We start from the raw sequence: 20,914 nt of genomic DNA on the forward strand, positions 1-20,914 counted from the left end.
GGAATCGGCACCGGATGACGAGACACTGGAGGACACCCGCGTCACGCTACGACGATCTCGTTACAGATTCGTTTCGGTCGATGCCCGGGCGGTTAGACGTCCTGCACGGAGATCGGCCGGCGCGGTGGAATCGCGAGCGCCAGGACGATTGCCAGGACGCATGCGCCCAGCGAGATCGCCGACGCCCACAGATACCCCGACTCGGCGGGCGCGCCGACCGGTGCGCCGTCGGCGGAGTCGACCGTGACCATCGACCAGGTGAGAATCATGCCCACGACGGCCGCCGAGGTGGATGTACCGACCACCCGCATCAGAGCGTTGACGCCGTTGGCCTCGCCGGTCTGCTCCACGCGCACCGAACTCATGATCAGGGCGGGCATCGCGGAGTAGGCGACGCCCAGGCCGGCGCCGATCAGGCAGGCAACCGCGAGCATGATCCCCCAATTCATCGCCCACGGCCCGCTGAGGGCCACGACGAACACCACGTATCCGCCGGCGATCACCGCCCCGCCCACGGCCAGCGACACCCGGGGACCGAATGCCGCGGTCAGTCGCGCGGAGACGTGGGAGAAGAAGAACATCAGGATGCCGCTGGGCGCCAGCACCAGGCTGGCCGTGACCATGTCCAGGCCGAGGCCGTTGGGCGCGGCCGTCGGAGCCATCAGCAGCTGGATCGGGATCAGCTGCATCGAGTAGAACGCGAACCCGGTGGCGATCGAGGCGATATTGGTGAGCAGCACCGGTCGTTCGGTGGCGACGTCGAGATCGACGAGCGGGTTGGTGCCGCGCCGCTCGACGAACCACCAGACGATGGCGACCACGATGAACGCAGCGAACAGCCCGAGTGTGATCGGCGCAGCCCATCCCCATTCCGACCCCTTCGAGAGCGGCAGGAGGAGGAAGACCAGCATCGCCGCCAGGCCGATGGCGCCCAGAAGGTCGAAACGTCCGCCGCTGCGCGACGAACTCTGTGGCACGGTGAGCGCGATACCGGCGGCGCCGGCCAGCGCTGCCGCCGCACACGCCCAGAACAGTGCGTGCCAGCTGACATGTTGGGCGATGGCCGCAGCGAAGGGCAGACCCAGGGCGCCGCCGATACCGAGGGAGGCGCTCATGGTGCCCACCGACGAACCGAGATGTCGCGGCGGGACGATATCGCGCATGACGCTGATGCCGAGCGCGATCGTGCCGAATCCGAGACCCTGCAGGGCACGCCCGACCAGGAACGGCGGCAGCGATGTGGACAGCGCACACACGGCGGAACCGGTCGCCACACATCCCATGCTTGCCACCAGCATGAGCCGTTTGCCGTACATGTCGCCGAGCCGTCCACCGATGGGCGTGATGACCGCACCGGCGAGCAGGGTGATGGTCAGCGCCCAGGTCGTGTCACCGGGGTCGGCATTCAGCAGTGTGGGCAGCTGCGGAATCAGCGGCACGATGATCGTCTGCATCAACGCCACGACGATGCCCGCGGCGGACAGGATGGTGACGGCGAGGCGGGGGTGGCGGTCGGGGATGTCGAGCGCGCCAGAATCCTCGTCCACCGGCCGCCGTATCGCACTCACTACTCACACACCTCCGATCGTCCACGCTATCGAGGAGGCGTGGGGGCGGCGTCGGCGGTCCCCTACATTCATCGGTCGGGACACGACGTACCTCGCGTTGCGGTCTCGGGACTTCGGGGCACCGCGCACCGAGCGCTCGGTCGGTGATGTTTCCGGAAACGCACAGGTAAACCCCACGATTGTGAGAATCCCACGACCCAGGCGTATTCTCGGAGGTTTCTCTCGGGCGCCGTCGGTCGTCGAACACCGGCGCAGTACTCTGGGATATCCAGCGTGGATTGAATGCGGTACCGGGTGCGCCCCGACAGCGTCGTCGCGGGTGCGTTCCTTCGCACTGACGAGAGAGAGACGCGTGTTCGACAAAGTTCTGGTGGCCAACCGCGGAGAGATCGCCATCCGCGCCTTCCGAGCGTCGTATGAGCTCGGCGCCCGTACGGTGGCGATCTTTCCCTACGAGGACCGGAACTCGGTGCACCGGCTGAAGGCCGACGAGTCGTATCAGATCGGTACTCCCGGTCATCCGGTGCGCGCGTATCTGTCGGTCGACGAGGTGATTGCGGCAGCGGAACGATGTGGCGCCGACGCCATCTATCCCGGCTACGGCTTCCTGTCGGAGAACCAGGGTTTGGCGCAGGCGTGTGCCGATCATGGGATCACGTTCGTGGGTCCGTCGGCGGATGTGTTGGAGTTGACGGGCAACAAGGCGACGGCGGTGGCCGCGGCGAAAGCGGCCGGGTTGCCCGTGTTGGCGTCGTCAGAGCCGTCGGCCGATGTCGACGAGCTGTTGTCGGCGGCGGCGTCCATGCAGTTCCCGGTATTCGTCAAGGCGGTCGCCGGTGGTGGCGGTCGCGGGATGCGGCGGGTGGAAAAGATCGCCGATCTCGGCGACGCCATCGCGGCGGCCTCGCGGGAGGCCGATGCGGCGTTCGGTGATCCGACGGTGTTCCTGGAGCAGGCGGTGGTCAACCCCCGCCACATCGAGGTGCAGATCCTGGCCGACACCCACGGCAACGTGATGCACCTGTTCGAGCGTGATTGCTCGGTGCAGCGTCGCCATCAGAAAGTGATCGAGTTGGCGCCCGCGCCGAACTTGCCGCCGGAGTTGCGGGAGACGATCTGCTCGGATGCCGTCGCCTTCGCCCGCCACATCGGCTACACCTGTGCGGGCACCGTCGAGTTCCTGCTCGACGAGAACGGTCAACATGTGTTCATCGAGATGAACCCGCGGATCCAGGTCGAACACACGGTGACCGAGGAGATCACCGATGTGGACCTGGTGGGTTCGCAGTTGCGCATCGCGTCGGGTGAATCCCTGGACGATCTGGGTTTGTCGCAGGACAAGGTGCAGATTCGGGGCGCCGCGATGCAGTGCCGGATCACCACCGAGGACCCGGCCAACGGGTTCCGCCCCGATGTCGGGCGGATCACCGCCTATCGCAGTCCTGGTGGCGCCGGAGTGCGCCTGGACGGCGGCGCGGTCCTCGGTGCCGAGGTGACCGGTCACTTCGACTCCATGCTGGTCAAACTCACTTGTCGCGGAAGAGATTTCGCGACCGCCGCGCGCCGGGCGCGTCGCGCGGTGGCCGAGTTCCGGATTCGTGGTGTGGCCACCAACATCCCATTCCTGCAGGCGGTACTCGACGATGTCGACTTCCGCGAGGGGCGGGTCACCACGTCGTTCATCGAGGACCGCCCGTGGCTGCTCACCTCGCGGTCCTCGGCCGATCGTGGCACCAAGATCCTGTCGTATCTGGCCGACGTCACGGTCAACAAGCCGCACGGCGAGCGGCCCACCAAGGTGTACCCGCGCGACAAGCTCCCGACGCTGGATCGGGCCACCCTGAAGTCGCCGCCGGACGGTTCGCGGCAGCGGTTGCTGGCGCTGGGACCCGAAGGGTTCGCCGCGGATCTGCGTGACTCCACGCGGCTCGGCGTCACCGACACCACCTTCCGCGATGCGCATCAGTCGCTGCTGGCCACCCGCGTCCGTACCACCGGGCTGATGATGGTGGCCCCGTACGTGGCCGCGATGACTCCGCAGCTGCTGTCGCTGGAGTGCTGGGGTGGTGCCACCTACGACGTGGCATTGCGGTTCCTCAAAGAGGATCCGTGGGATCGGTTGGCGCAGCTGCGCGAAGCGGTACCCAACATTTGCCTGCAGATGCTGCTGCGCGGCGCGAACACCGTCGGCTACACGCCGTATCCGACCAAGGTGACCACGGCGTTCGTCGCCGAGGCCACCGCCACCGGTATCGACATCTTCCGTATCTTCGATGCGCTCAACAACATCGAGCAGATGCGCCCGGCCATCGACGCGGTGCGCGAGACCGGCACCGCCGTCGCCGAGGTCGCCATGTCCTACACCGGTGACCTGGCCAACCCGAACGAGGACCTCTACACCCTCGACTACTACTTGCGGCTGGCCGAGCAGATCGTCGACGCCGGTGCCCACGTGCTGGCAATCAAGGACATGGCCGGGTTGCTGCGGGCCCCGGCGGCGACGAAGCTGGTGTCGGCGCTGCGCCGCGAGTTCGATCTGCCGGTGCATGTGCACACCCACGACACCCCCGGCGGGCAGTTGGCGACCTATCTGGCCGCCTGGCAGGCCGGAGCGTCGGCAGTCGATGGCGCCAGTGCCGCACTGGCCGGCACCACGAGTCAGCCCGCGTTGTCGGCGATCGTGGCCGCGGCCGCGCACACCGACCGTGATACGGGCCTCGACTTGGCGGCCGTGTGCGATCTCGAGCCGTACTGGGAGGCGCTGCGCAAGGTGTATGCGCCGTTCGAGTCGGGACTGCCGGCCCCGACGGGACGTGTCTACACCCACGAGATCCCCGGCGGTCAGCTGTCGAATCTGCGTCAGCAGGCGATAGCGCTCGGGCTCGGCAATCGGTTCGAGGCCGTCGAGGAGGCCTACGCTGCCGCCGACCGCATGCTGGGCCGGTTGATCAAGGTGACCCCGTCATCGAAGGTCGTCGGTGATCTGGCGTTGGCGTTGGTCGGCCGCGGTATCACCGCCGACGAATTCGCCGCCAACCCGCAGGGCTACGACATCCCGGACTCGGTGATCGGGTTCCTGCGTGGCGAACTCGGTGACCCGGCGGGTGGCTGGCCCGAACCGCTGCGGTCCCTCGCGCTGGAGGGACGTGCCGAGGCGCCGGCCACGACCGAGTTGTCGGCCGACGATTCCCACGCGCTCGACACCCCGGGCCAGAAGCGGCAGCAGACGCTCAACCGGTTGCTGTTCCCCGGCCCCACCAAGGAGTTCGACGATCACCAGGAGACCTACGGCGACACGTCCCGGTTGTCGGCGAACCAGTTCTTCTATGGGCTGCGCTACGGCGAGGAGCACCGGGTGGAACTCGAGCCCGGCGTGGATCTGCTGATCGGGCTCGAGGCGATCAGCGAACCCGACGAGAAGGGGATGCGCACCGTGATGTGCATCCTCAACGGACAGCTCCGGCCGGTGCAGGTGCGGGACCGCTCGGTCGATGCCGAGGTGGCTGCCGCGGAGAAGGCCGACCGCGGCAACCCGCATCACATCGGTGCACCGTTCGCCGGTGTCGTGTCGCTGAGCGTCGACGTCGGTGACGAGGTCGCCGCCGGAGCCGCCATCGGCACCATCGAGGCGATGAAGATGGAGGCCACCATCACCGCCCCCGTCGGCGGCAAGGTGGCCCGCGTCGCCATCGGCCAGGTCACCCAGGTGGCCCCCGGCGATCTGCTCATCGAGATCGGGTAGCCGGCCCCGGTTCGCGACAGTTCCCCATGTGGATCGGCATCCACATGGGGAACTGTCACTCACGGGGGTGATTTCCGGAGTATCTGTCAGTTCTCCGTGTGGTTGGCTTGGCCGATGACGACGAGCGTTCGTCGATCAGCGCGACGCTAGCTCGACCGACCGAACCAGCTGACGTCGTCGTTGCCGATGAGGTCGGGGACTGTCCAGCCGTCCAGGTCGTATTCGGACAGACACTGTTCGGCGAGACCTTTCATGGACTCCACGCCACCGCGGTTCTGCGCGGCGAACAGCAACTCGGCCTTCACGTTCTCGTGGTTGCCGGAGTAGTTGCGCTCGTAGAGTTCGTGCCGGCCGCCGAACTCCGAGCCGATGGAATCCCACAGTGCTTTCATCACCTTGACGCGGTCGACCGCGGTGATGCCGTTGGAGCCGCGGACGTATTTGTCGAGGTAGGGCCGTACGTCGGGGCTCTTGAAGTCGGCGGCGCTCGAGGGTAGGTAGATCAGCCCGGAGGCGACGTCCTGTTCGATGATCTCCTTGATGCGCGGGTAGCCCTGCATCATGAACATCCGGTAGGTGAGGCCGTACTCGAGGCGCGGGATCACGGTGTCACCGATCCACGGTTCGGGGTTGTGGGCCATCGCGTCGGTGAGCGTCCAGAACAGGTTGCGCCAGCCGATGACCTCGCCGACGCGGGTCTGCACCCCGCGGAAACCGCCGGAACCGGTGGCGTCGAGGGCCTTCATCAGCAGGCCGGCGATGAAGTCGAGTTTCACCGCCAGACGGGTGCAGCCCTGGAAGGTGAACCTCGGCAGGAAACCGGATTGCGGGAAGAAGGCGTTGATGCGCTCGACGTCGCCGTACATGAAGACGTTCTCCCAGGGCACGAGCACCTTGTCGAAGACGAAGATGGTGTCGTTCTCGTCCATCCGGCTCGACAGCGGGTAGTCGTATGGGCTGCCCATCACCGCGGCTTGCTCGGTATACGAGGTCCGGCAGATCAGTTTGATGCCCGGTGCGTCCATCGGCACGGTGCAGATGAGCGCGAATTCCTTCTTGCGGATGGGCAGGCCGTAGTGGGCGATGAAGTTGTAGTTGGTGATGGCCGATCCGGTGGCGACGACCTTGGCGCCGGAGACGATCAGGCCGGCGTCGGTTTCCTTCTCCACCTTCATGAACACGTCGCCGACCTCGTCGGGCGGCAGCTGCCGGTCGACGGGCGGGTTGATGATGGCGTGGTTCCAGTAGAGGACCTTCTCCTGCGATTCGCGGTACCAGCGTTCGGCGTTGGCCTCGAAGGGCGCGTAGAGGTCCTTGTTGGCGTGCAGGGTGCCCAGGAAGCTGGCCTTGTAGTCGGGGGAGCGACCCATCCAGCCGTAGGTCATCCGCGCCCATTCGGCGATCGCATCGCGTTCCTTGATCAGGTCCGCCGAGCTGGTCGGCGCCTTGAAGAACGGCATCGTGACGCCACCGTTGCCGGTGTCGGTCGGCGCGGTCACCTTGTCCTTGGTCTCCGGGTCGTGCATCGAGTCGTAGAGGCGCGCGGTCATCCGGATCGGGTTGCGGAAGGCCGGATGGGTGGTGACGTCGGTGACACGTTCCCCGTGCAGCCAGATCTCGCGACCGTCCTTGAGTGACTCGATGTACTCGTCCCCGGTCATGGGGCGGGACGCGAAGTTGCGGGTCTGGTTGGCTGCGCTGTCGGCGGCGGGGTTGGTGGTCGGTGCGTCGGTGTCGGGCCGCTCGTCGAGAGTGGTCATGATTGATACCTCTTTCTGATCGATCGATCGTGTCTGGCTATGAAAATGACTCAGGCGGTGCGGGTTCCGGCCAGATGAAACGGAGTGAAGGTGGTGGTCGAGTCGAACCATCCGGAATGCGGATCGTCGGCGCACAACGTCCACAGCGAGTTCACACTCGGCTCGCCGAGATCGTGAAAGGTGCTGCGGTAGTACAACAGTGGTGACTTTCCGCTTGACGATGCGTCGACGATCTCGCCGATGAAGATGATGTGGTCACCGCCGTCGTAACTGCGCCACGGCAGACAGCTCAGTGTGGCGGCGGCGCCCTGCAGGACCGGTGCGGTCGGCCCGTCGTCCCACCGTGGACCCGGGTCCGCCGGCCGACCGGCGAAATGCATTGCGATGTCGAGCTGATCGGCTGCCATGATGTTCACCGCGAAGGGCGCATCGGTCAGATATCCGCAGGCCTTGGACTTGCGCGTCAGTGTCACCTGGCACAGGCGTGGTTCGAGCGACACGGCCGTGAATGCGGTGACGGTTGCGCCGTGCGGCTCGCCGTCGGCGTTTGTGCAGGTGATCACCGTGACGCCGCTGGCGAACTGGCCGAAGACGTTCTGCAGCGCCGTGCGTTCCATGTGACTGCTCCTTTCGATGATCGCTAATGTGAGGTAGAACATATTTCGACGTGAGCCCCTTGACGATCCGCTGAACGCGACAGCGATCCGGAATGCGCGGCGAGGTCGTGAGGAGTGTCGATGAGTCAGCTGCAACAGCTTCGAATCCCGGGTGATCCGGATTGGGATGCAGCGTCGGATGCGGTGTCCGCGGCCTACTTCCCGCACGTGCTGCGGCCCCACGTCGCCCGCAGCACGGCGACCGAGGCCGACGTCACCGTCACGGTGCTCGGCCCGCTGCGTATCGCGCGGATCGGATGGGGCGCCGAGGTGTCGATCCACTCCGATCATCCCGGCGCCTATGGCATCAATGTGCCGCTCGGAGGCGTACTCGAGACGTCGGTCGCCGGGCATTCGGTGGTGTCGACCAGCGGATTGGCGACCGTCAATCCACCCGACACCCCGACCGACATCACCCGCTGGTCGAGTACCTGCACCATCGTCGGCGTCAAGATCGACCGCGACTTCCTGCACCGCGAATTGTGTCGGGTGACCGGACTGCCCGATGCGCCCATACCCGATCAGATCGACCTGCGTTCACCTGAAGGCGCGAGTTGGTTCCGCCTGGTGCAGTCGATCGCCGGACAGCCCGACGACGACCCGTTGCTGGCCAACCCGTTGATCGCCGAACAGCTCGCCGGGTCGTTGACCGACGCGTTCCTGCTCGCCGCGATCACCGACGACGCCGACGATCACTGCGTACCACGCCCACGGATCGTGACCCGGGTGCTCGACGCCCTGCGCGCCGACCCGGCCCGTCCGTGGACGGCGGCCGACATGGCCGAGTCCGCCGGGGTGAGCGTGCGCCGGCTACAGGAGGGTTTCCGGGAATACGTGGGGAAGACGCCCCGCGAGTGCCTGACCGAGATCCGGCTCGCCGCCGTCCACGACGACCTGATGCGCGGCACCGCGTCGTCGGTGACCGACGCCGCGATGAAGGCGGGCTTCACCCACACCGGACGGTTCGCCGCCGCGTTTCGTCAACGCTACGGTGTGCCGCCGTCCGAGGTGCTGCGCGAGCGCTGAAACGGTTCTGGCCGCACTTGCGGGTTCCGGCCAGGAGTCGAAGGTGCGGCCAGAAGCTGTGGCTGCGGCGAGAACCTGCCGAGTCGTCGATTGCGCCTGTGGTGTGCAAGGATGGAGGCGCGGGCGCCGTCTGGCGCCCATCTGCATATAGAGAGAAGTACCAGCATCATGGCGCAAGGAACCGTCAAATGGTTCAACAGCGAAAAGGGCTTCGGCTTCATCGCTCCCGACGACAGCACCGACGGTGACGTCTTCGTTCACTACTCGGCGATCCAGGGCGGCGGATACCGCAGCCTCGAGGAACAGCAGCGTGTCCAGTTCGAGGTCGAGCAGGGTCCCAAGGGGCCGCAGGCGACCACGGTGACCGGCATCTGATCCGATTCAGGTCTTCTGACGCCGCCCGGGTGATCCCGGGCGGCGTTTGTCGTCTACGACAGCGGTTTTCGGTGTGCGGCGACCGATGATCAACGCTGGGTGGGGTTGGCGGCGGTGTCGGCGTCGGAGAACTCGAGTTCGGCTGTGGCGAGTGTCGGGTGCACCGCCGTGTCGGTGGTGTCTGCGCAGTGGGAGAAGACGGGGTTCTCGCTGGACATGGGAATCCGTTCGACGTGGGGATCGAGTGGTGTGCGACTCGAGCGAGTCGGTCCACTGCCGACGTGGCCGCGAGTGCGCGGAACGATAGGACGTCGGCTTGTCCTCGACCCTACGCTCCATCGCCACCGGCGCGACGGATGCGGTGTGGTGCCGTGTCGGCAGGACGGGCTCTGTGGCCCGCCCCGAGCGGTCGATCGGGACCCCGACGCGTCAGCTCCCGCGGTAGGTGGAGTAAGAGAACGGACTGAGTAGCAGCGGGACGTGATAGTGGCGCTCGGGATCGGGGATCTCGAAGCAGATGTCGACCTCCGGATAGAAGGCGGCGACCGCATGGTCGGCGAACCAGCTGCCGGTGTCGAAGACCAGGTGGTAGGTGCCGGCCACGAGGGGCTCGCCAATCACCTGCCCGATGCGGCCGTCGTCGTCGGTCACGCCGGCCGCGAGCTCGGTGCCGCTCGCGTCCTGCAGTGACACGGCGACACCCGTTGCCGGGGAGCCGGTCACGGCATCGAGCACATGGGTCGAGAGTCCGGTCACGCCGGCTCCTTCCGGGTAGAGGTGTCGTCGACGTCGTCGGGACCCAGCAGTCGCTCGAGTCGTAGGCGGTTGATCTTGGTCAGCTCGGACCGCATCACGCGTCGCTCGGTTTCCGGGTCGTTCTTGAGTCGTTCGGTCAGGATCCCGAGTAGCTCGTCGGCGGACTTGCCACTCGCACACACCAGATAGACGTAGCCGAACTTCTCCTCGTAGGCACGATTGCCGTCGGCAAGCGCAGTCAGGACCGCGGAGTCGGCGCCGCTGACCCCGGCCTGCTCGCGTTCGGACGACTTGTTGTCGACCTGGCCGCCGATCCGCGGGTGACCGTCGAGGGCTGCGTCGATCTCCGCCTCGGGGAGTTCTGCCAGCACCCGGTCCGCGCGATCGAGCAGCGATGCCCTGCTCTCGAACGGTTTGCCCGCCAACACACGGCGCGCCCAGATCGAGGAGGAACAGCATTCGAACAGGGCGTGCATGGCCTGTCGGTCCGACAGACGATGGAACCCTTCCAGGCCGATGCCTTCGTTGCGCACGTCAGATATCCCATCACGAGTGGGTGGCCGCAGGCCGGAACCGGTGCCTGCCTGCGACCACCGTAGTTGTCAGCAGATGAGCCCGCGAATCATGGGCCGGTTGTTCACGGGGTCGAGGAGTTCACCAACGACGAGGTGATCGGGTTGGCGTCGGCCACCAGATCGCTGAAGCGGTAGTTGGTGATCTTGGCGATCTCCACCATCGCGAAGGATCGTTCGGCGTCGGGCGGATTCTCCATCCGTGACCATCCGGCCGCCAGCACGCTGTCGAAGCGGTCGGCCTCACGCGCGCAGATGACCAGGGGGAACCCGAAGTGCTCGCGATAGGACTGTGCGAGGTTGACCACACCCGAGTGTTCGGCGTCGTCCAGGTGGGCCAGCGACTCGTGGTCGCCCGCGGTGATGGCACCCGTCTCGTCCTCGTCGCCGAGGGTCGGGAACGATCGGATCAGGTCCAGTTGTTCCTGCTCGGTGCCCGCGAGTAGCGATTCCTGGAAGGCGCTGCGGAGGTCGTGTGCGTCGGTGAACGGCCGGGAATCGTAAGCGCGGTTGATCACCCAGTCCACGTTGTTGACCAGACCGCCGAACGCGGTGGCGAACTCCTCACGTGACATCTTGTTGACGTCGTCCAGGCGGATGCGACCGCCACCGGCGACCGCCTGGCCCCGTCCGCCGACGTGGAAGAAGAGCAGGTTGAGCACGATCGCGGTGATGGCACCCATCGTGATGCCCGCGCCGAAGGGGATCTGCAGCAGTCCGGGGACGGCATCGGCGATGCCCGGTGCGGAGACCGACACCTCACCGTCGGCGACGACGTTGCCGGCGGCATCGGTGACGGTGGCGCCTGAGAACGTGCTGGTACCGCCCTGCGAATCCTCCACGTAGAGGCCCAACGCGAGCGACGTGGAGACGATGATCAGGTTGCGATGGTCGGTGAAGTCGACCTTCGCCAGGGTCTGGATACCCACGACGGCGACCGTGGCGAACAGGGTCATCGCCGCGCCACCGAGCACCGGTGCGGGGATGGCCTCGACGACCCGCGCGGCCTTGGGGAACAGACCCAGCAGGATCATGATCCCGCCGGCCGCGGCCACCACCCAGCGACTCTTGACCCCCGTCAGCCGCACGAGGCCGACGTTCTCGGAGAACGCCGTGTACGGAAACGAATTGAAGGTGCCGCCGACCATCGTGGCCAGGCCATCGGCCCGGACGGTTGCGGCGACGTCCTCCTGCTTGATGCGTTTGCCGACGATCTCACCGACCGCGAAGACGCTGCCGGTCGACTCGACGGCGATGATCAGCATGACGATGATCATCGAGATGATCGCGATGGCGCTGAACTGCGGCCAGCCGAAGGCGAACGGCGGGACGAAGCCGACCCAGCCGGCGCCGCCCACGTTGTCGAAGCTGGTGTCCCCGAGCGCCCAGGCGACGCCGGTGCCGATCACCAGTCCGAGCAGCACTGCAATGGTGCTGAGGAATCCGCGCAGGAAGCGCTGCATCAGCACGATCACGGCGATGGTGCCCAGGGCGTAGAGCATCCAGCGCGGGTTGTCCGGCTCGTGGACATGGGTGTGGGGATTGGAGATTGCATCGCCGATCCCGACCGGCAACAGTGCGATGCCGATGATGGTGATGAGCGTTCCGGTGACCACCGGCGGGAAGAACCGGATCAGCTTGGAGAAGTACGGGGCGATCAGGAAAGTGACCGCGCCGGCGACGATCACCGCACCGAAGACCACCAGCAGGCCTTCGCGGCCACCACCGTTGGAGTTGGCGATCTGGATGATCGGGGCGAGGCCGGCGAAGGTGATGCCCTGCAACAGGGGAAGTCGGACGCCGATCTTCCAGATGCCGACCGCCTGCATGATCGAGGCGATCCCACAGGTGAACAGGTCGACCATGATCAGCATCGTGAGCGCCTCGCCGTCGAGGCCGATGGCGCGGGCGATGAGGATCGGCACCAGCACGGCACCGGCGTAGAACGCGACGACATGCTGGAAGCCCAGGACGGCGAGCTTTCCGGCTGGCGGGACCTCATCGACGGGGTGTCGGCGTTTGGGAATGCGGGACGCGGATGACGATGACGACATGAACGTGGGACCTCGGCGATCGTGGCGAGACAGACAGGGATGACTAGCGCGACGCTGCGCCGACGTGCTCAAATATCGCCCACTCGCCGCAGTTGTGCCACCGCGGGAGATACGAAAGCTCGCGATCACCCATCGCCGCGGTTTGTGCGATCCTCCAAAGGTGGCCCAAACGACTGCCGGAGAGAGCCGGCGGTCGCCTCGGCGCCGCACAGGCCACAGCGAGGGGAGACCGGATGCGGCTGGGCGATCTGCTCGATGATCCCGACCTGCGCCTTGACCTGGTCCACGACCCCGGATCGGCGCGCGACGTGGAGGTGGATCGGGTGTTCACCACCGACCAGCCGGACCCGGGGCGCTACCTGTTCGGCGGCGAGTTGGTGCTGTCCGGGCTGATCTTCCACTCCGGCGCACCGGCCGAATCCGATGTCTTCGTCGATGCGCTCGTGCGCAACGGGGTCGTTGCCTTCGGAGTCGGCGAAGAACGGTTCGGATGCGTCCCCGACCACATCGTCGACGCGTGCCGTCGCGGCGGCATACCGGTCTTCGGGGTGCCCGAGGACGTCGCGTTCAGTCGGGTCACCGACCACATCGTCGCCCGCTACGCCTCCGATCGCACCCAGGCACTCACCGCGAGCCTCGCGCGGCAGCGCCGCCTGCTCGATGCGGTGTCCTCGGGACGCGCACTCGACGAGATGGCTGCCGAACTCGTCGCGACGACGGGTATCCGATGCTGGGTGATCACCACGACCGGCCGACCGGTGGTGGCCGCCCGCGGTGGCGGACGCACCTTGGACGACGAGACGATCGACGAGCTCACCGAGAAGTCCCTGCAGACCGGTGCCTTCCCGATCGCCGTCGGGGAACTCACAATCCTCAAGGTCGGGCTTCCGCCGGCCCGTCGCGCCGGCTCTTGGCTGCTGGTCGTCGGTGGGCACCTCACCGACCTGCCCCGAGACGTGCTGTCGGCCTTCGAGGAGTTCGCGGCCATCTGTGCACTGGTACGCGGGCGCGAACACGATGCATGGCGTGCCGCCGCCCGCACGGGTGATCGGCTCGCCGAATGTCTGGTTGCCGAGGCAGCTCCACCGCAGATGCAGGAGGCGCTCGAGGAGGCCGGGTTCGCGTCGGCCGGCGGCTTCAACGTGCTGTCCGCCGAACTGACCGACCCGGCCGATCAGCATCCGACGGTTCGTGCGGCACTGCGGGATGCGCTGCTCGAAGTCGGCCATGCCGCCATCGGTCACCCGCGTGGCGCGGACGTGATTGCGGTGGTCGACGCGGGCGGTGGCGGCCAGGCGCTGGAGGCGGCCCTGCGCGCTCACCTCGGCCGGTTGTCGCCGATCCTGCGTGGTGCACTGCACGTCGGCGTCAGCGACGCCACGGAGCGAAACCATCTCGCGGGTGCGCTGGCGCTGGCCCGGCGAGCGCGAACACTGTCCGAGCAGACGTCGATCGCCGACAGCGACCGAGGCCACGGGAGAGTGTGGGTGGTCGGCAGCGGGCCGCTCGCGTCGGGGCCATCCATTCTGTCGATGCTGCCCGACCCGGTGCGTCGCACGTTCGCCGAACTCGTGCTCGGACCGTTGTCCGACGGCGACGACCGCGCGGGCACAGATCTGCTCGACACGTTGGCGGCCTTCCTGGCGGAGAACGGCTCCTGGAATCGAACTGCTGCGCGCCTGCACGTGCACGTCAACACCGTTCGGTACCGGATGTCGCGGATCGAGGCGCTGACCGGCCGGGATCTGTCGACCACGGCTGATCGCAGCGATCTGCACCTCGCTCTCGCCGTTCGTGCCGGAGGGTAGAGCGGTGACTGAGCACAGCGGCGACCGCGCCGCGCAGGGTATGCCCGCCGGTGGTGCCGGTGCGGTGTGTGGAGTGGTGTTGGCGGCCGGCGCCGGACGACGGTATGGGATGCCGAAAATCCTTGCCCATGAAGGAAAGTGGTTGACGACATCGGTCGACGCGCTACGTGACGGCGGGTGCGACGAGGTCGTCGTCGCGATGGGGGCGAGCGTTGTCGAGCCCCCCGTCAACACCTCGATGCTCTACGTCGACGACTGGGCTGCGGGGTTGTCGGCGTCGGTGCGCGCGGCCACCCACCGAGTGGCCGCGGAACCGGATTTCGTCGGCATGGTCTTACATGTTGTCGACACGCCTGACGTGGGTCCGGAGGTCACTCGGCGGGTGATCGGCGCGGCCGGTCGCCGCCGGGATGCGGTGGCGCGCGCGGTGTTCGACGGTCGACCAGGGCATCCGGTGTATATCGGCGCGGATCATTTCGCTGCGCTGCGCACCCATCTACGCGGGGACAGCGGCGCCGGACGGTATCTGGCGGCAGTCCCCGGTTTGCGCTCCGTGGAATGTGGTGACCTGGCCACGGGGCGCGACCGGGACCTGCCGGAGTGACGGATCGCCGGAGTTGTCAGGCAAGCGCCTCGATCTCCTTCCTGATCTTCTCGAGACCCTCGTCGACATGACGGTCCGTGTGGTAGAACACTGCGTCGATCATTTTCATCAGCCTCGATGAATCCCAGGCGTAGGTCAGCGTGGTGCCCGTGTCATCGGGTGCGACGGTGAACATGTGCTCCATGCCGAGGGAGGCGTGGTCGACCAGGCGCTCGTTGGGGACACACTCCTCCCGGGTGATGGTGGTGGTCAGGTGCATACCCAGTTCGCGGTGCTTGACCTCGTAGCCGGTCACTCCGCCATTGGGCGTGCGATCCACCTCGCCCAGCACGATGTCGCTGTCGGCAGTCATCGTCGACATGGCATCGACGAAATGTGCCGGGTCCGCGACATAGTCGAAGACCGTCTCGACCGGTGCGTCGACATGAATGCTGTGGGTGTGCTTGGCCGAAGTCGTCATCGTCGTCGCCTCCATGACACCGCGGCGCCGGGCCCGGATCGGCCGAACGTCGGTGTACCGGGGGTCGACGTCGGTGTCGACGCTGTCGCCGCGCTACCCCTATTGTCATCCGTCGACGCGCCGCACCGATCGGGTACATGGCCCGTTTCGGTGGGACCTTGGACCCCAATTCGACGTCGAAAGTGCTCGGTCGCCGGGGATCAGGAGATGTCGTCGACGAGTTCTGTGGGCATCGTGAGCCCGAGTGCACCCTCGGCGAAGCGGCGGACCGGAGCCCGGGCGGCCTCGAGTGCGTCGCCGCGGCCGGGGCGCGCCCGCCCGACGAGGCGGCTCGGCGCGGTCCGCACACCGATCAGGGCGACGAGCTCACCCGTCGTCGGCTCGCATACTGCCCACACGTAACCGGATTCGCTCGCCCACATCCGGTTTGCGCCGGCGATGTACTCCGTGGGGTCGTCGACCCCCAGATCGGACAACGCCGGGACGTCGGTGACCCGATCGTCCGCGCGAAGCGCACGTAGGTACCACGTCCCGGCGTTGATCTCTACCGGTTGCATGCCCGGCGAGTGACTACTTCAGTTCCAGCAGCACGGTGCCCTGGGTGACCGCCGCGCCGGCCTCGATGGACAGTCCGGTGACCACGCCGTCCTTGTGCGCGGTGACCGGGTTCTCCATCTTCATGGCCTCGAGCACGACGACGAGTTCGCCGGCGGAGACCTGCTGGCCCTCCTCGACGGCGACCTTCACGACGGTGCCCTGCATCGGCGCCGCCACGGCGTCGCCGGAGACGGCGGCGTTGCCACCCTTCTTGCGGGAGCGTGCCTTCGGCTTCTTGCGGACGACACCATTGGCGCCGCCGCCACCAAGAGTGAGGTCACCGGGCAATGACACCTCGACGCGCCGGCCGCCGACCTCGACCACCACGTTCTGGCGCGGCAGCGATTCGTCGTCCTCGATCGGCTCGCCACCGGTGTACGGCTCGATCGGGTTGTCCCAGTCGGTCTCGATCCACTTGGTGTAGACGTCGAACTTCTCCACCCCGTTCTCGTCGGTGTGGCCGTGGAACGCGGGGTTCTCGACGATGTGGCGGTGGAACGGGATGACCGTGGCCAGACCCTCGACCTGGAACTCGGCCAGCGCACGCTTGGACCGCTCGAGCGCCTGCTCGCGGGTCTCCCCGGTCACGATGAGCTTGGCGAGCATCGAGTCGAACTGGCCGCCGATGACGTCGCCGGCGACAACACCGGAGTCGACGCGTACACCGGGACCGGTCGGCTCCTTGTACACGGTGACCGGGCCCGGGGCGGGCAGGAAGTTGCGGCCGGCGTCCTCGCCGTTGATGCGGAACTCGAACGAGTGTCCGCGCGGCGCCGGGTCCTCGGAGATCTCGAGCTTCTCGCCGTTGGCGATGCGGAACTGCTGGCGAACCAGGTCGATGCCGGAGGTCTCTTCGGTGACCGGGTGCTCCACCTGCAGGCGCGTGTTGACCTCGAGGAAGGACACGAGCCCGTCGCTGCCGACCAGGAACTCGACGGTGCCGGCGCCGTAGTAGCCGGCTTCGCGGCAGATGGCCTTGGCCGACTCGTGGATCTTGGTGCGCTGTTCGTCGGTGAGGAATGGTGCCGGCGCCTCCTCGACGAGCTTCTGGAAGCGGCGCTGCAGCGAGCAGTCGCGGGTACCGGCGACGATGACGTTGCCGTGCTGGTCGGCGATGACCTGAGCCTCGACGTGGCGCGCCTTGTCGAGGTAGCGCTCCACGAAGCACTCACCGCGACCGAAGGCGGCGACGGCCTCACGGGTGGCCGATTCGAAGAGGTGCGGGATCTCGTCGATGGTGTAGGCGACCTTCATGCCGCGTCCACCACCGCCGAAGGCCGCCTTGATGGCGACCGGCACGCCGTGCTCCTTCGCGAACGCGACGACCTCGTCGGCATCCTTGACCGGGTCCTTGGTGCCCGGGGCCATCGGTGCGTCGGCCTTGAGCGCGATGTGGCGGGCGGTGACCTTGTCGCCGAGGTCGCGGATGGACTGCGGTGACGGTCCGATCCAGATCAGCCCGGCGTCGAGGACTGCCTGGGCGAAGTCGGCGTTCTCGGAGAGGAAGCCGTACCCGGGGTGGATGGCGTCGGCGCCGGACTTGGCCGCGGCGTCGAGGATCTTGTCGAAGACGAGGTAGGACTCGGCCGACGTCTGACCACCGAGGGCGAACGCTTCGTCGGCGAGTTTGACGAACAGCGCGTCGGCGTCGGGTTCGGCGTAGACGGCCACGCTGGCGAGGCCGGCGTCACGAGCGGCCCGGATCACTCGCACCGCGATCTCGCCGCGGTTGGCGATGAGGACCTTGGAAATACTGTTCGCAGAGCTACTTGGCACTTGTTCTCCTGGGCGTCGTGACGCTCGGTGGAGCGACACTGGTCGTTATGACTTACTTCACGCGTCTGGGTTGTCACCCGTCCGACCGATCGTGGTGACCTTCGGAGTGAGGCACGACACGAGTCTAGTGTCACGCGTTCAGGGCAATACCCTAACTCACCGATCAATTGATCGGTCGCCCCCTCCGGGTTACTGGCCGGTACGGAAAGTGCTCGCGTCACCGAGGTCTCGGATCAACTGGGAAAAATCCTGCAGGTAGGCCTGTACCGGGCCGGAGGAGCCTGCGTCCGGTTCGCCCGGATCGGTCACCGGAGTGGGATAATTCACGTCGGCTCCGGGGACATCCTGGCCGGCCCCACCGGGTATCGGCTCGACCGGGAATCGGGCGGACACGCGCATGCCGCCGGGCGTCCGATTGATCCAGATGTACACCTCGTGGGGCGCGTAGCTATGGCTTCGCAGCACTGTCGCCCGACCCGCGTCGGCCTCGGCGGCACCCGGGGCGTAGCGGGTGTCGATGAACGAGATCACGAACAACGGCTCTCCGCTGTGGTCGATCAGTTCGGCCACCCGCAGGAAGGGGAGTCCGGCGCCTTGCCGCGACCGTTTGAGCTCGGCGGTCGCGCGCGCCACCGCTTGATCGAAGGTCGGCGAGTCGGACACGTCGATGGTGAACGGGGCCACCGCGACGAACCAGCCCAGCGAGGTGAGCCAGCGAGCGTCGTCGCGGGTGTGGCGGGGCAGGACGCAGCGGAATTCGGGGTCACCGGTCCGGTTGCGGTGAACCAACGCGAACGCGGCGAGCACTCCGGCGGTAATGGTGCCGCCCGCCTGCGAACACACTGCGGTGAATCGGTTGGCGGCCGCATCGTCGAGGATCAGGCCGTAGAGCGACTGCTGGGCGACGGCCGATTCGTCGCTCGGATCGGGTGCAGGGGCCTCGAGCTCGGCGCGATCGAGGGGCTCGGCGCCGGGACCGGCGGTGAACGCGGGCATCCCGCCGCGCCCGGCGCGTAGGAAGTCCGTCCAGGTCCGGACCGCGGGATGGTCTGCGCCGGTCTGGTCGGCCATCCGGCGTTCCTGCGCGCTGAAGTCGACGTAGCTGCCGACCGGGGGCAACTCCGCTTGCTTCTGCCGGCGTGCGGCGCGGTAGAGGGTGACGAGTTCGTGCTGCGCCATGATCAGCGAGTACCCGTCGACGAGTGAATGATCGGCAGCGAACAGCAGGGTGAAGGACTTCTCCCGGCCGACGGTGGCGAACATGTAGGCCGGCCAGTGCAGCGGTGCCGTCGCCCGGTCGAAGGCGCCGGCGATCTGTTCGACCAGCGGACCGGACTCGGTGTACCAGCCGATACGGCCCATCTTGAGCTTGACGGTTCCCGGCCCGGTGCTCAGCCGCTGCAGGCCGTCCCCGCGGATGATGACGTGGCTGCGCAGCACCTCATGGCGATCGATCCACCGCAACAGCGTGGTCCGGATGGCCGGGATCGACAGCGGCTCATCGAATTCGATGGCGAGTCCGAGCCAGGATTCGCGTCCGCCCTCACGGCGGGTGCGCAGGCGGTACTCGAATGCCGAGCGTAGATGCTGCTCGTGATTGTGCGACGTCAGCCGAGAGTCACGACTCCACGAGCCGAGGCCGCCCTCGACATACGGCGTCCACTCGACGAGTCCACCCGGTTCCACGGACTCGTCGCGGATCTGGACGAACTTCATGTCGGGGTGGCCGGGGTTCCGGGGTCACCCCCGGTTTGCGTCCGCACCTGACTCTTGATCCGGGCGAGCATTCCCGCCATCCCACGCAGGCGCAGCGGGCTGACCGCCGAGCCTAGCCCGAGTTCGTGATAGAAGTCCGCGGGCACCGCGAGGATGTCGGCTGCCGCCGCGCCGTCGAGCCCCTGGTGCAGGATCGAGGCGAAACCGCGGGTGGTGGGCGCCTCGGCGGGTGCGGTGAGGTACAGCCGCACCCGGTCGGTGTCGGCCGCATCCACGGCGAGGAACACCGGTGACTGACATTCCGGCACCGGCTCCATGGCATCTTCCTGGAGATGGTCTGGCAGTTCGGGCAACTCACGCGAGAACTCGAGCAACAGGGTCACCTTGTCGGAGTCGCCGAGCGCACCGAAGTCGTCGACGATCTCCGCGAGGGCAGTCGGCAGGGTCATGTCGACGCCGGGGCGGCGCCCGGCTCGGGGCCGATGGCGATCGGGACCCGAACCGCGTTGCCCCACTCCGTCCACGAGCCGTCGTAGTTGCGCACCTTGTCGAAGCCGAGGAGGTGGGTCAGGACGAACCACGTGTGGCTCGACCTTTCGCCGATCCGGCAGTACGCGATGGTCGGGGTGGCCGGGTCGAGGTCGGCGTAGACCTCCTCGAGTTCCTTGCGGCGGCGGAATCGGCTGTCCGGGGCGGCCGCCTTGGCCCACGGGATGGACACCGCCGTCGGGATGTGACCGCCGCGCAGCGCACCCTCTTCCGGGTAGTCGGGCATGTGGGTGCGTTCGCCCGTGTACTCCTGCGGCGACCGCACATCGACCAAGGGCTGGGTGCCGAGCGCCGCGAGCACCTCCGGGGCGAACGCACGGATCCGGGAGTCGTCCCGCTCGACGACGGGGTAGTCCGAACGCGGGTACTCGGGCACGTCGAAGGACGTGTCGCGGTCCTCCGACATCCAGGCGTCGCGGCCACCGTCGAGCAGTCGGACGTCTTCGTGGCCGAACAAGGTGAAGACCCACATCGCGTACGCGGCCCACCAGTTGCTCTTGTCGCCGTAGATCACCACGGTGTCGTCGCGTTCGATGCCCTTGCTGCGCATCAGTTCGGCGAACTGTTCACCGTTGATGTAGTCGCGGGTCACCGGATCGTTGAGATGAAGGTGCCAGTCGATCTTCTGTGCGGTCGGGATGTGTCCGATGTCGAAGAGCAGGACATCTTCGTCTGACTCGACGATCTTGAGTCCCTTCGCGCCCAGATGCGCCGACAGCCACTGGGTACTGACCAGACGCTCCGGATGCGCATAATCGGCGAACGCCGGATTCGGATCGGTCTCCACGCTCAACTGCGGTCCCTTCATCTGTGTTCGCCGGGTCGGCGCGGACTCGCCGACCCGGTGTCTCGCACAGAAGCCTACCCACTGTCGTGATCGCGCGACGTGCCGACT

18 protein-coding genes are annotated in these 20,914 nt (G+C 67.1%); 5 read left to right on the forward strand and 13 right to left on the reverse strand.

All coding sequences use genetic code 11. The features are described 5' to 3' along the window. Positions 1 to 92: 92 nt before the first annotated feature. The gene (locus tag NWF22_RS19200; protein ID WP_258321208.1) at positions 93 to 1,568 is read right to left on the reverse strand and encodes an MFS transporter; all 1,476 of its coding nucleotides are present in this window, start codon (positions 1,566 to 1,568) and stop codon (positions 93 to 95) included. A 352-nt stretch (positions 1,569 to 1,920) separates the two neighbouring features. Between NWF22_RS19200 and NWF22_RS19205 the strand changes: the two genes are divergently transcribed. Continuing rightward, on the forward strand, positions 1,921 to 5,310 hold the full coding sequence (locus NWF22_RS19205; RefSeq protein WP_160903261.1) for a pyruvate carboxylase: 3,390 nt from the start codon (positions 1,921 to 1,923) through the stop codon (positions 5,308 to 5,310). Positions 5,311 to 5,456: 146 nt separating this feature from the next. On the opposite strand, the gene NWF22_RS19210 is transcribed toward NWF22_RS19205, so the two are convergent. After that, positions 5,457 to 7,070 (reverse strand): 4-hydroxyphenylacetate 3-hydroxylase family protein, encoded by a 1,614-nt coding sequence (locus NWF22_RS19210; RefSeq protein WP_160903262.1) that lies wholly within the window; start codon positions 7,068 to 7,070, stop codon positions 5,457 to 5,459. A gap of 50 nt (positions 7,071 to 7,120) precedes the next feature. After that, positions 7,121 to 7,687 carry a flavin reductase family protein gene (locus NWF22_RS19215; RefSeq protein ID WP_160903263.1) on the reverse strand — a complete coding sequence of 189 codons (567 nt, stop codon included), beginning with the start codon at positions 7,685 to 7,687 and terminating at the stop codon, positions 7,121 to 7,123. A 120-nt stretch (positions 7,688 to 7,807) separates the two neighbouring features. Between NWF22_RS19215 and NWF22_RS19220 the strand changes: the two genes are divergently transcribed. After that, positions 7,808 to 8,752: an AraC family transcriptional regulator gene (locus NWF22_RS19220; protein WP_160903264.1), complete on the forward strand. Its 945-nt coding sequence runs from the start codon at positions 7,808 to 7,810 to the stop codon at positions 8,750 to 8,752. A gap of 168 nt (positions 8,753 to 8,920) precedes the next feature. Then, a complete protein-coding gene (locus tag NWF22_RS19225; RefSeq protein ID WP_160903265.1) occupies positions 8,921 to 9,127 on the forward strand; it encodes a cold-shock protein in 207 nt (68 codons plus the stop codon). An 89-nt stretch (positions 9,128 to 9,216) separates the two neighbouring features. Here NWF22_RS19225 and NWF22_RS19230 read toward each other — a convergent pair whose 3' ends face one another. From NWF22_RS19230 to NWF22_RS19245, 4 genes are all read right to left on the reverse strand, one after another. Further along, a complete protein-coding gene (locus NWF22_RS19230) occupies positions 9,217 to 9,345 on the reverse strand; it encodes a hypothetical protein (RefSeq protein ID WP_258321209.1) in 129 nt (42 codons plus the stop codon). Between the two features lie 211 nt (positions 9,346 to 9,556). Then, entirely contained in the window at positions 9,557 to 9,883 is a 327-nt protein-coding gene (gene uraH, locus NWF22_RS19235) for a hydroxyisourate hydrolase (RefSeq protein ID WP_160903266.1), read from the reverse strand. Continuing rightward, positions 9,880 to 10,359 (reverse strand): 2-oxo-4-hydroxy-4-carboxy-5-ureidoimidazoline decarboxylase, encoded by a 480-nt coding sequence (uraD, locus tag NWF22_RS19240; RefSeq protein ID WP_233751482.1) that lies wholly within the window; start codon positions 10,357 to 10,359, stop codon positions 9,880 to 9,882. The genes uraH and uraD overlap by 4 nt, the downstream gene beginning before the upstream one ends. A 161-nt stretch (positions 10,360 to 10,520) precedes the next feature. Beyond that, positions 10,521 to 12,509, reverse strand: coding sequence for a solute carrier family 23 protein (locus NWF22_RS19245; RefSeq protein ID WP_160903268.1), 1,989 nt, complete (start codon positions 12,507 to 12,509; stop codon positions 10,521 to 10,523). Positions 12,510 to 12,742: 233 nt separating this feature from the next. Between NWF22_RS19245 and NWF22_RS19250 the strand changes: the two genes are divergently transcribed. Both NWF22_RS19250 and NWF22_RS19255 read left to right on the forward strand, forming a co-directional pair. Further along, positions 12,743 to 14,317, forward strand: coding sequence for a PucR family transcriptional regulator (locus NWF22_RS19250; RefSeq protein WP_160903269.1), 1,575 nt, complete (start codon positions 12,743 to 12,745; stop codon positions 14,315 to 14,317). A 40-nt stretch (positions 14,318 to 14,357) separates the two neighbouring features. After that, positions 14,358 to 14,921: a nucleotidyltransferase family protein gene (locus tag NWF22_RS19255; protein ID WP_160903405.1), complete on the forward strand. Its 564-nt coding sequence runs from the start codon at positions 14,358 to 14,360 to the stop codon at positions 14,919 to 14,921. Between the two features lie 16 nt (positions 14,922 to 14,937). Here the strand turns inward: NWF22_RS19255 and NWF22_RS19260 are convergent, their stop codons facing one another. The 6 genes from NWF22_RS19260 to NWF22_RS19285 form a co-directional block, all read right to left on the reverse strand. Continuing rightward, positions 14,938 to 15,381 carry an SRPBCC family protein gene (locus tag NWF22_RS19260; protein ID WP_160903270.1) on the reverse strand — a complete coding sequence of 148 codons (444 nt, stop codon included), beginning with the start codon at positions 15,379 to 15,381 and terminating at the stop codon, positions 14,938 to 14,940. 200 nt (positions 15,382 to 15,581) lie between these two features. Next, the gene (locus tag NWF22_RS19265) at positions 15,582 to 15,938 is read right to left on the reverse strand and encodes a GNAT family N-acetyltransferase (protein WP_160903271.1); all 357 of its coding nucleotides are present in this window, start codon (positions 15,936 to 15,938) and stop codon (positions 15,582 to 15,584) included. A gap of 13 nt (positions 15,939 to 15,951) precedes the next feature. Beyond that, positions 15,952 to 17,754 carry an acetyl/propionyl/methylcrotonyl-CoA carboxylase subunit alpha gene (locus tag NWF22_RS19270; RefSeq protein WP_160903272.1) on the reverse strand — a complete coding sequence of 601 codons (1,803 nt, stop codon included), beginning with the start codon at positions 17,752 to 17,754 and terminating at the stop codon, positions 15,952 to 15,954. A 189-nt stretch (positions 17,755 to 17,943) separates the two neighbouring features. Next, positions 17,944 to 19,470: a condensation domain-containing protein gene (locus NWF22_RS19275; RefSeq protein ID WP_160903273.1), complete on the reverse strand. Its 1,527-nt coding sequence runs from the start codon at positions 19,468 to 19,470 to the stop codon at positions 17,944 to 17,946. Next, on the reverse strand, positions 19,467 to 19,919 hold the full coding sequence (locus tag NWF22_RS19280; protein WP_160903274.1) for a SufE family protein: 453 nt from the start codon (positions 19,917 to 19,919) through the stop codon (positions 19,467 to 19,469). The genes NWF22_RS19275 and NWF22_RS19280 overlap by 4 nt, the downstream gene beginning before the upstream one ends. Continuing rightward, positions 19,916 to 20,812, reverse strand: a complete 897-nt coding sequence (locus NWF22_RS19285; RefSeq protein WP_160903275.1) for a sulfurtransferase — start codon at positions 20,810 to 20,812, stop codon at positions 19,916 to 19,918. Before NWF22_RS19285 ends, NWF22_RS19280 begins: the two co-directional genes overlap by 4 nt. Between the last annotated feature and the right edge of the window lie 102 nt (positions 20,813 to 20,914).

It is taken from the genome of Gordonia mangrovi (assembly GCF_024734075.1).
GTDB lineage: Bacteria > Actinomycetota > Actinomycetes > Mycobacteriales > Mycobacteriaceae > Gordonia > Gordonia mangrovi.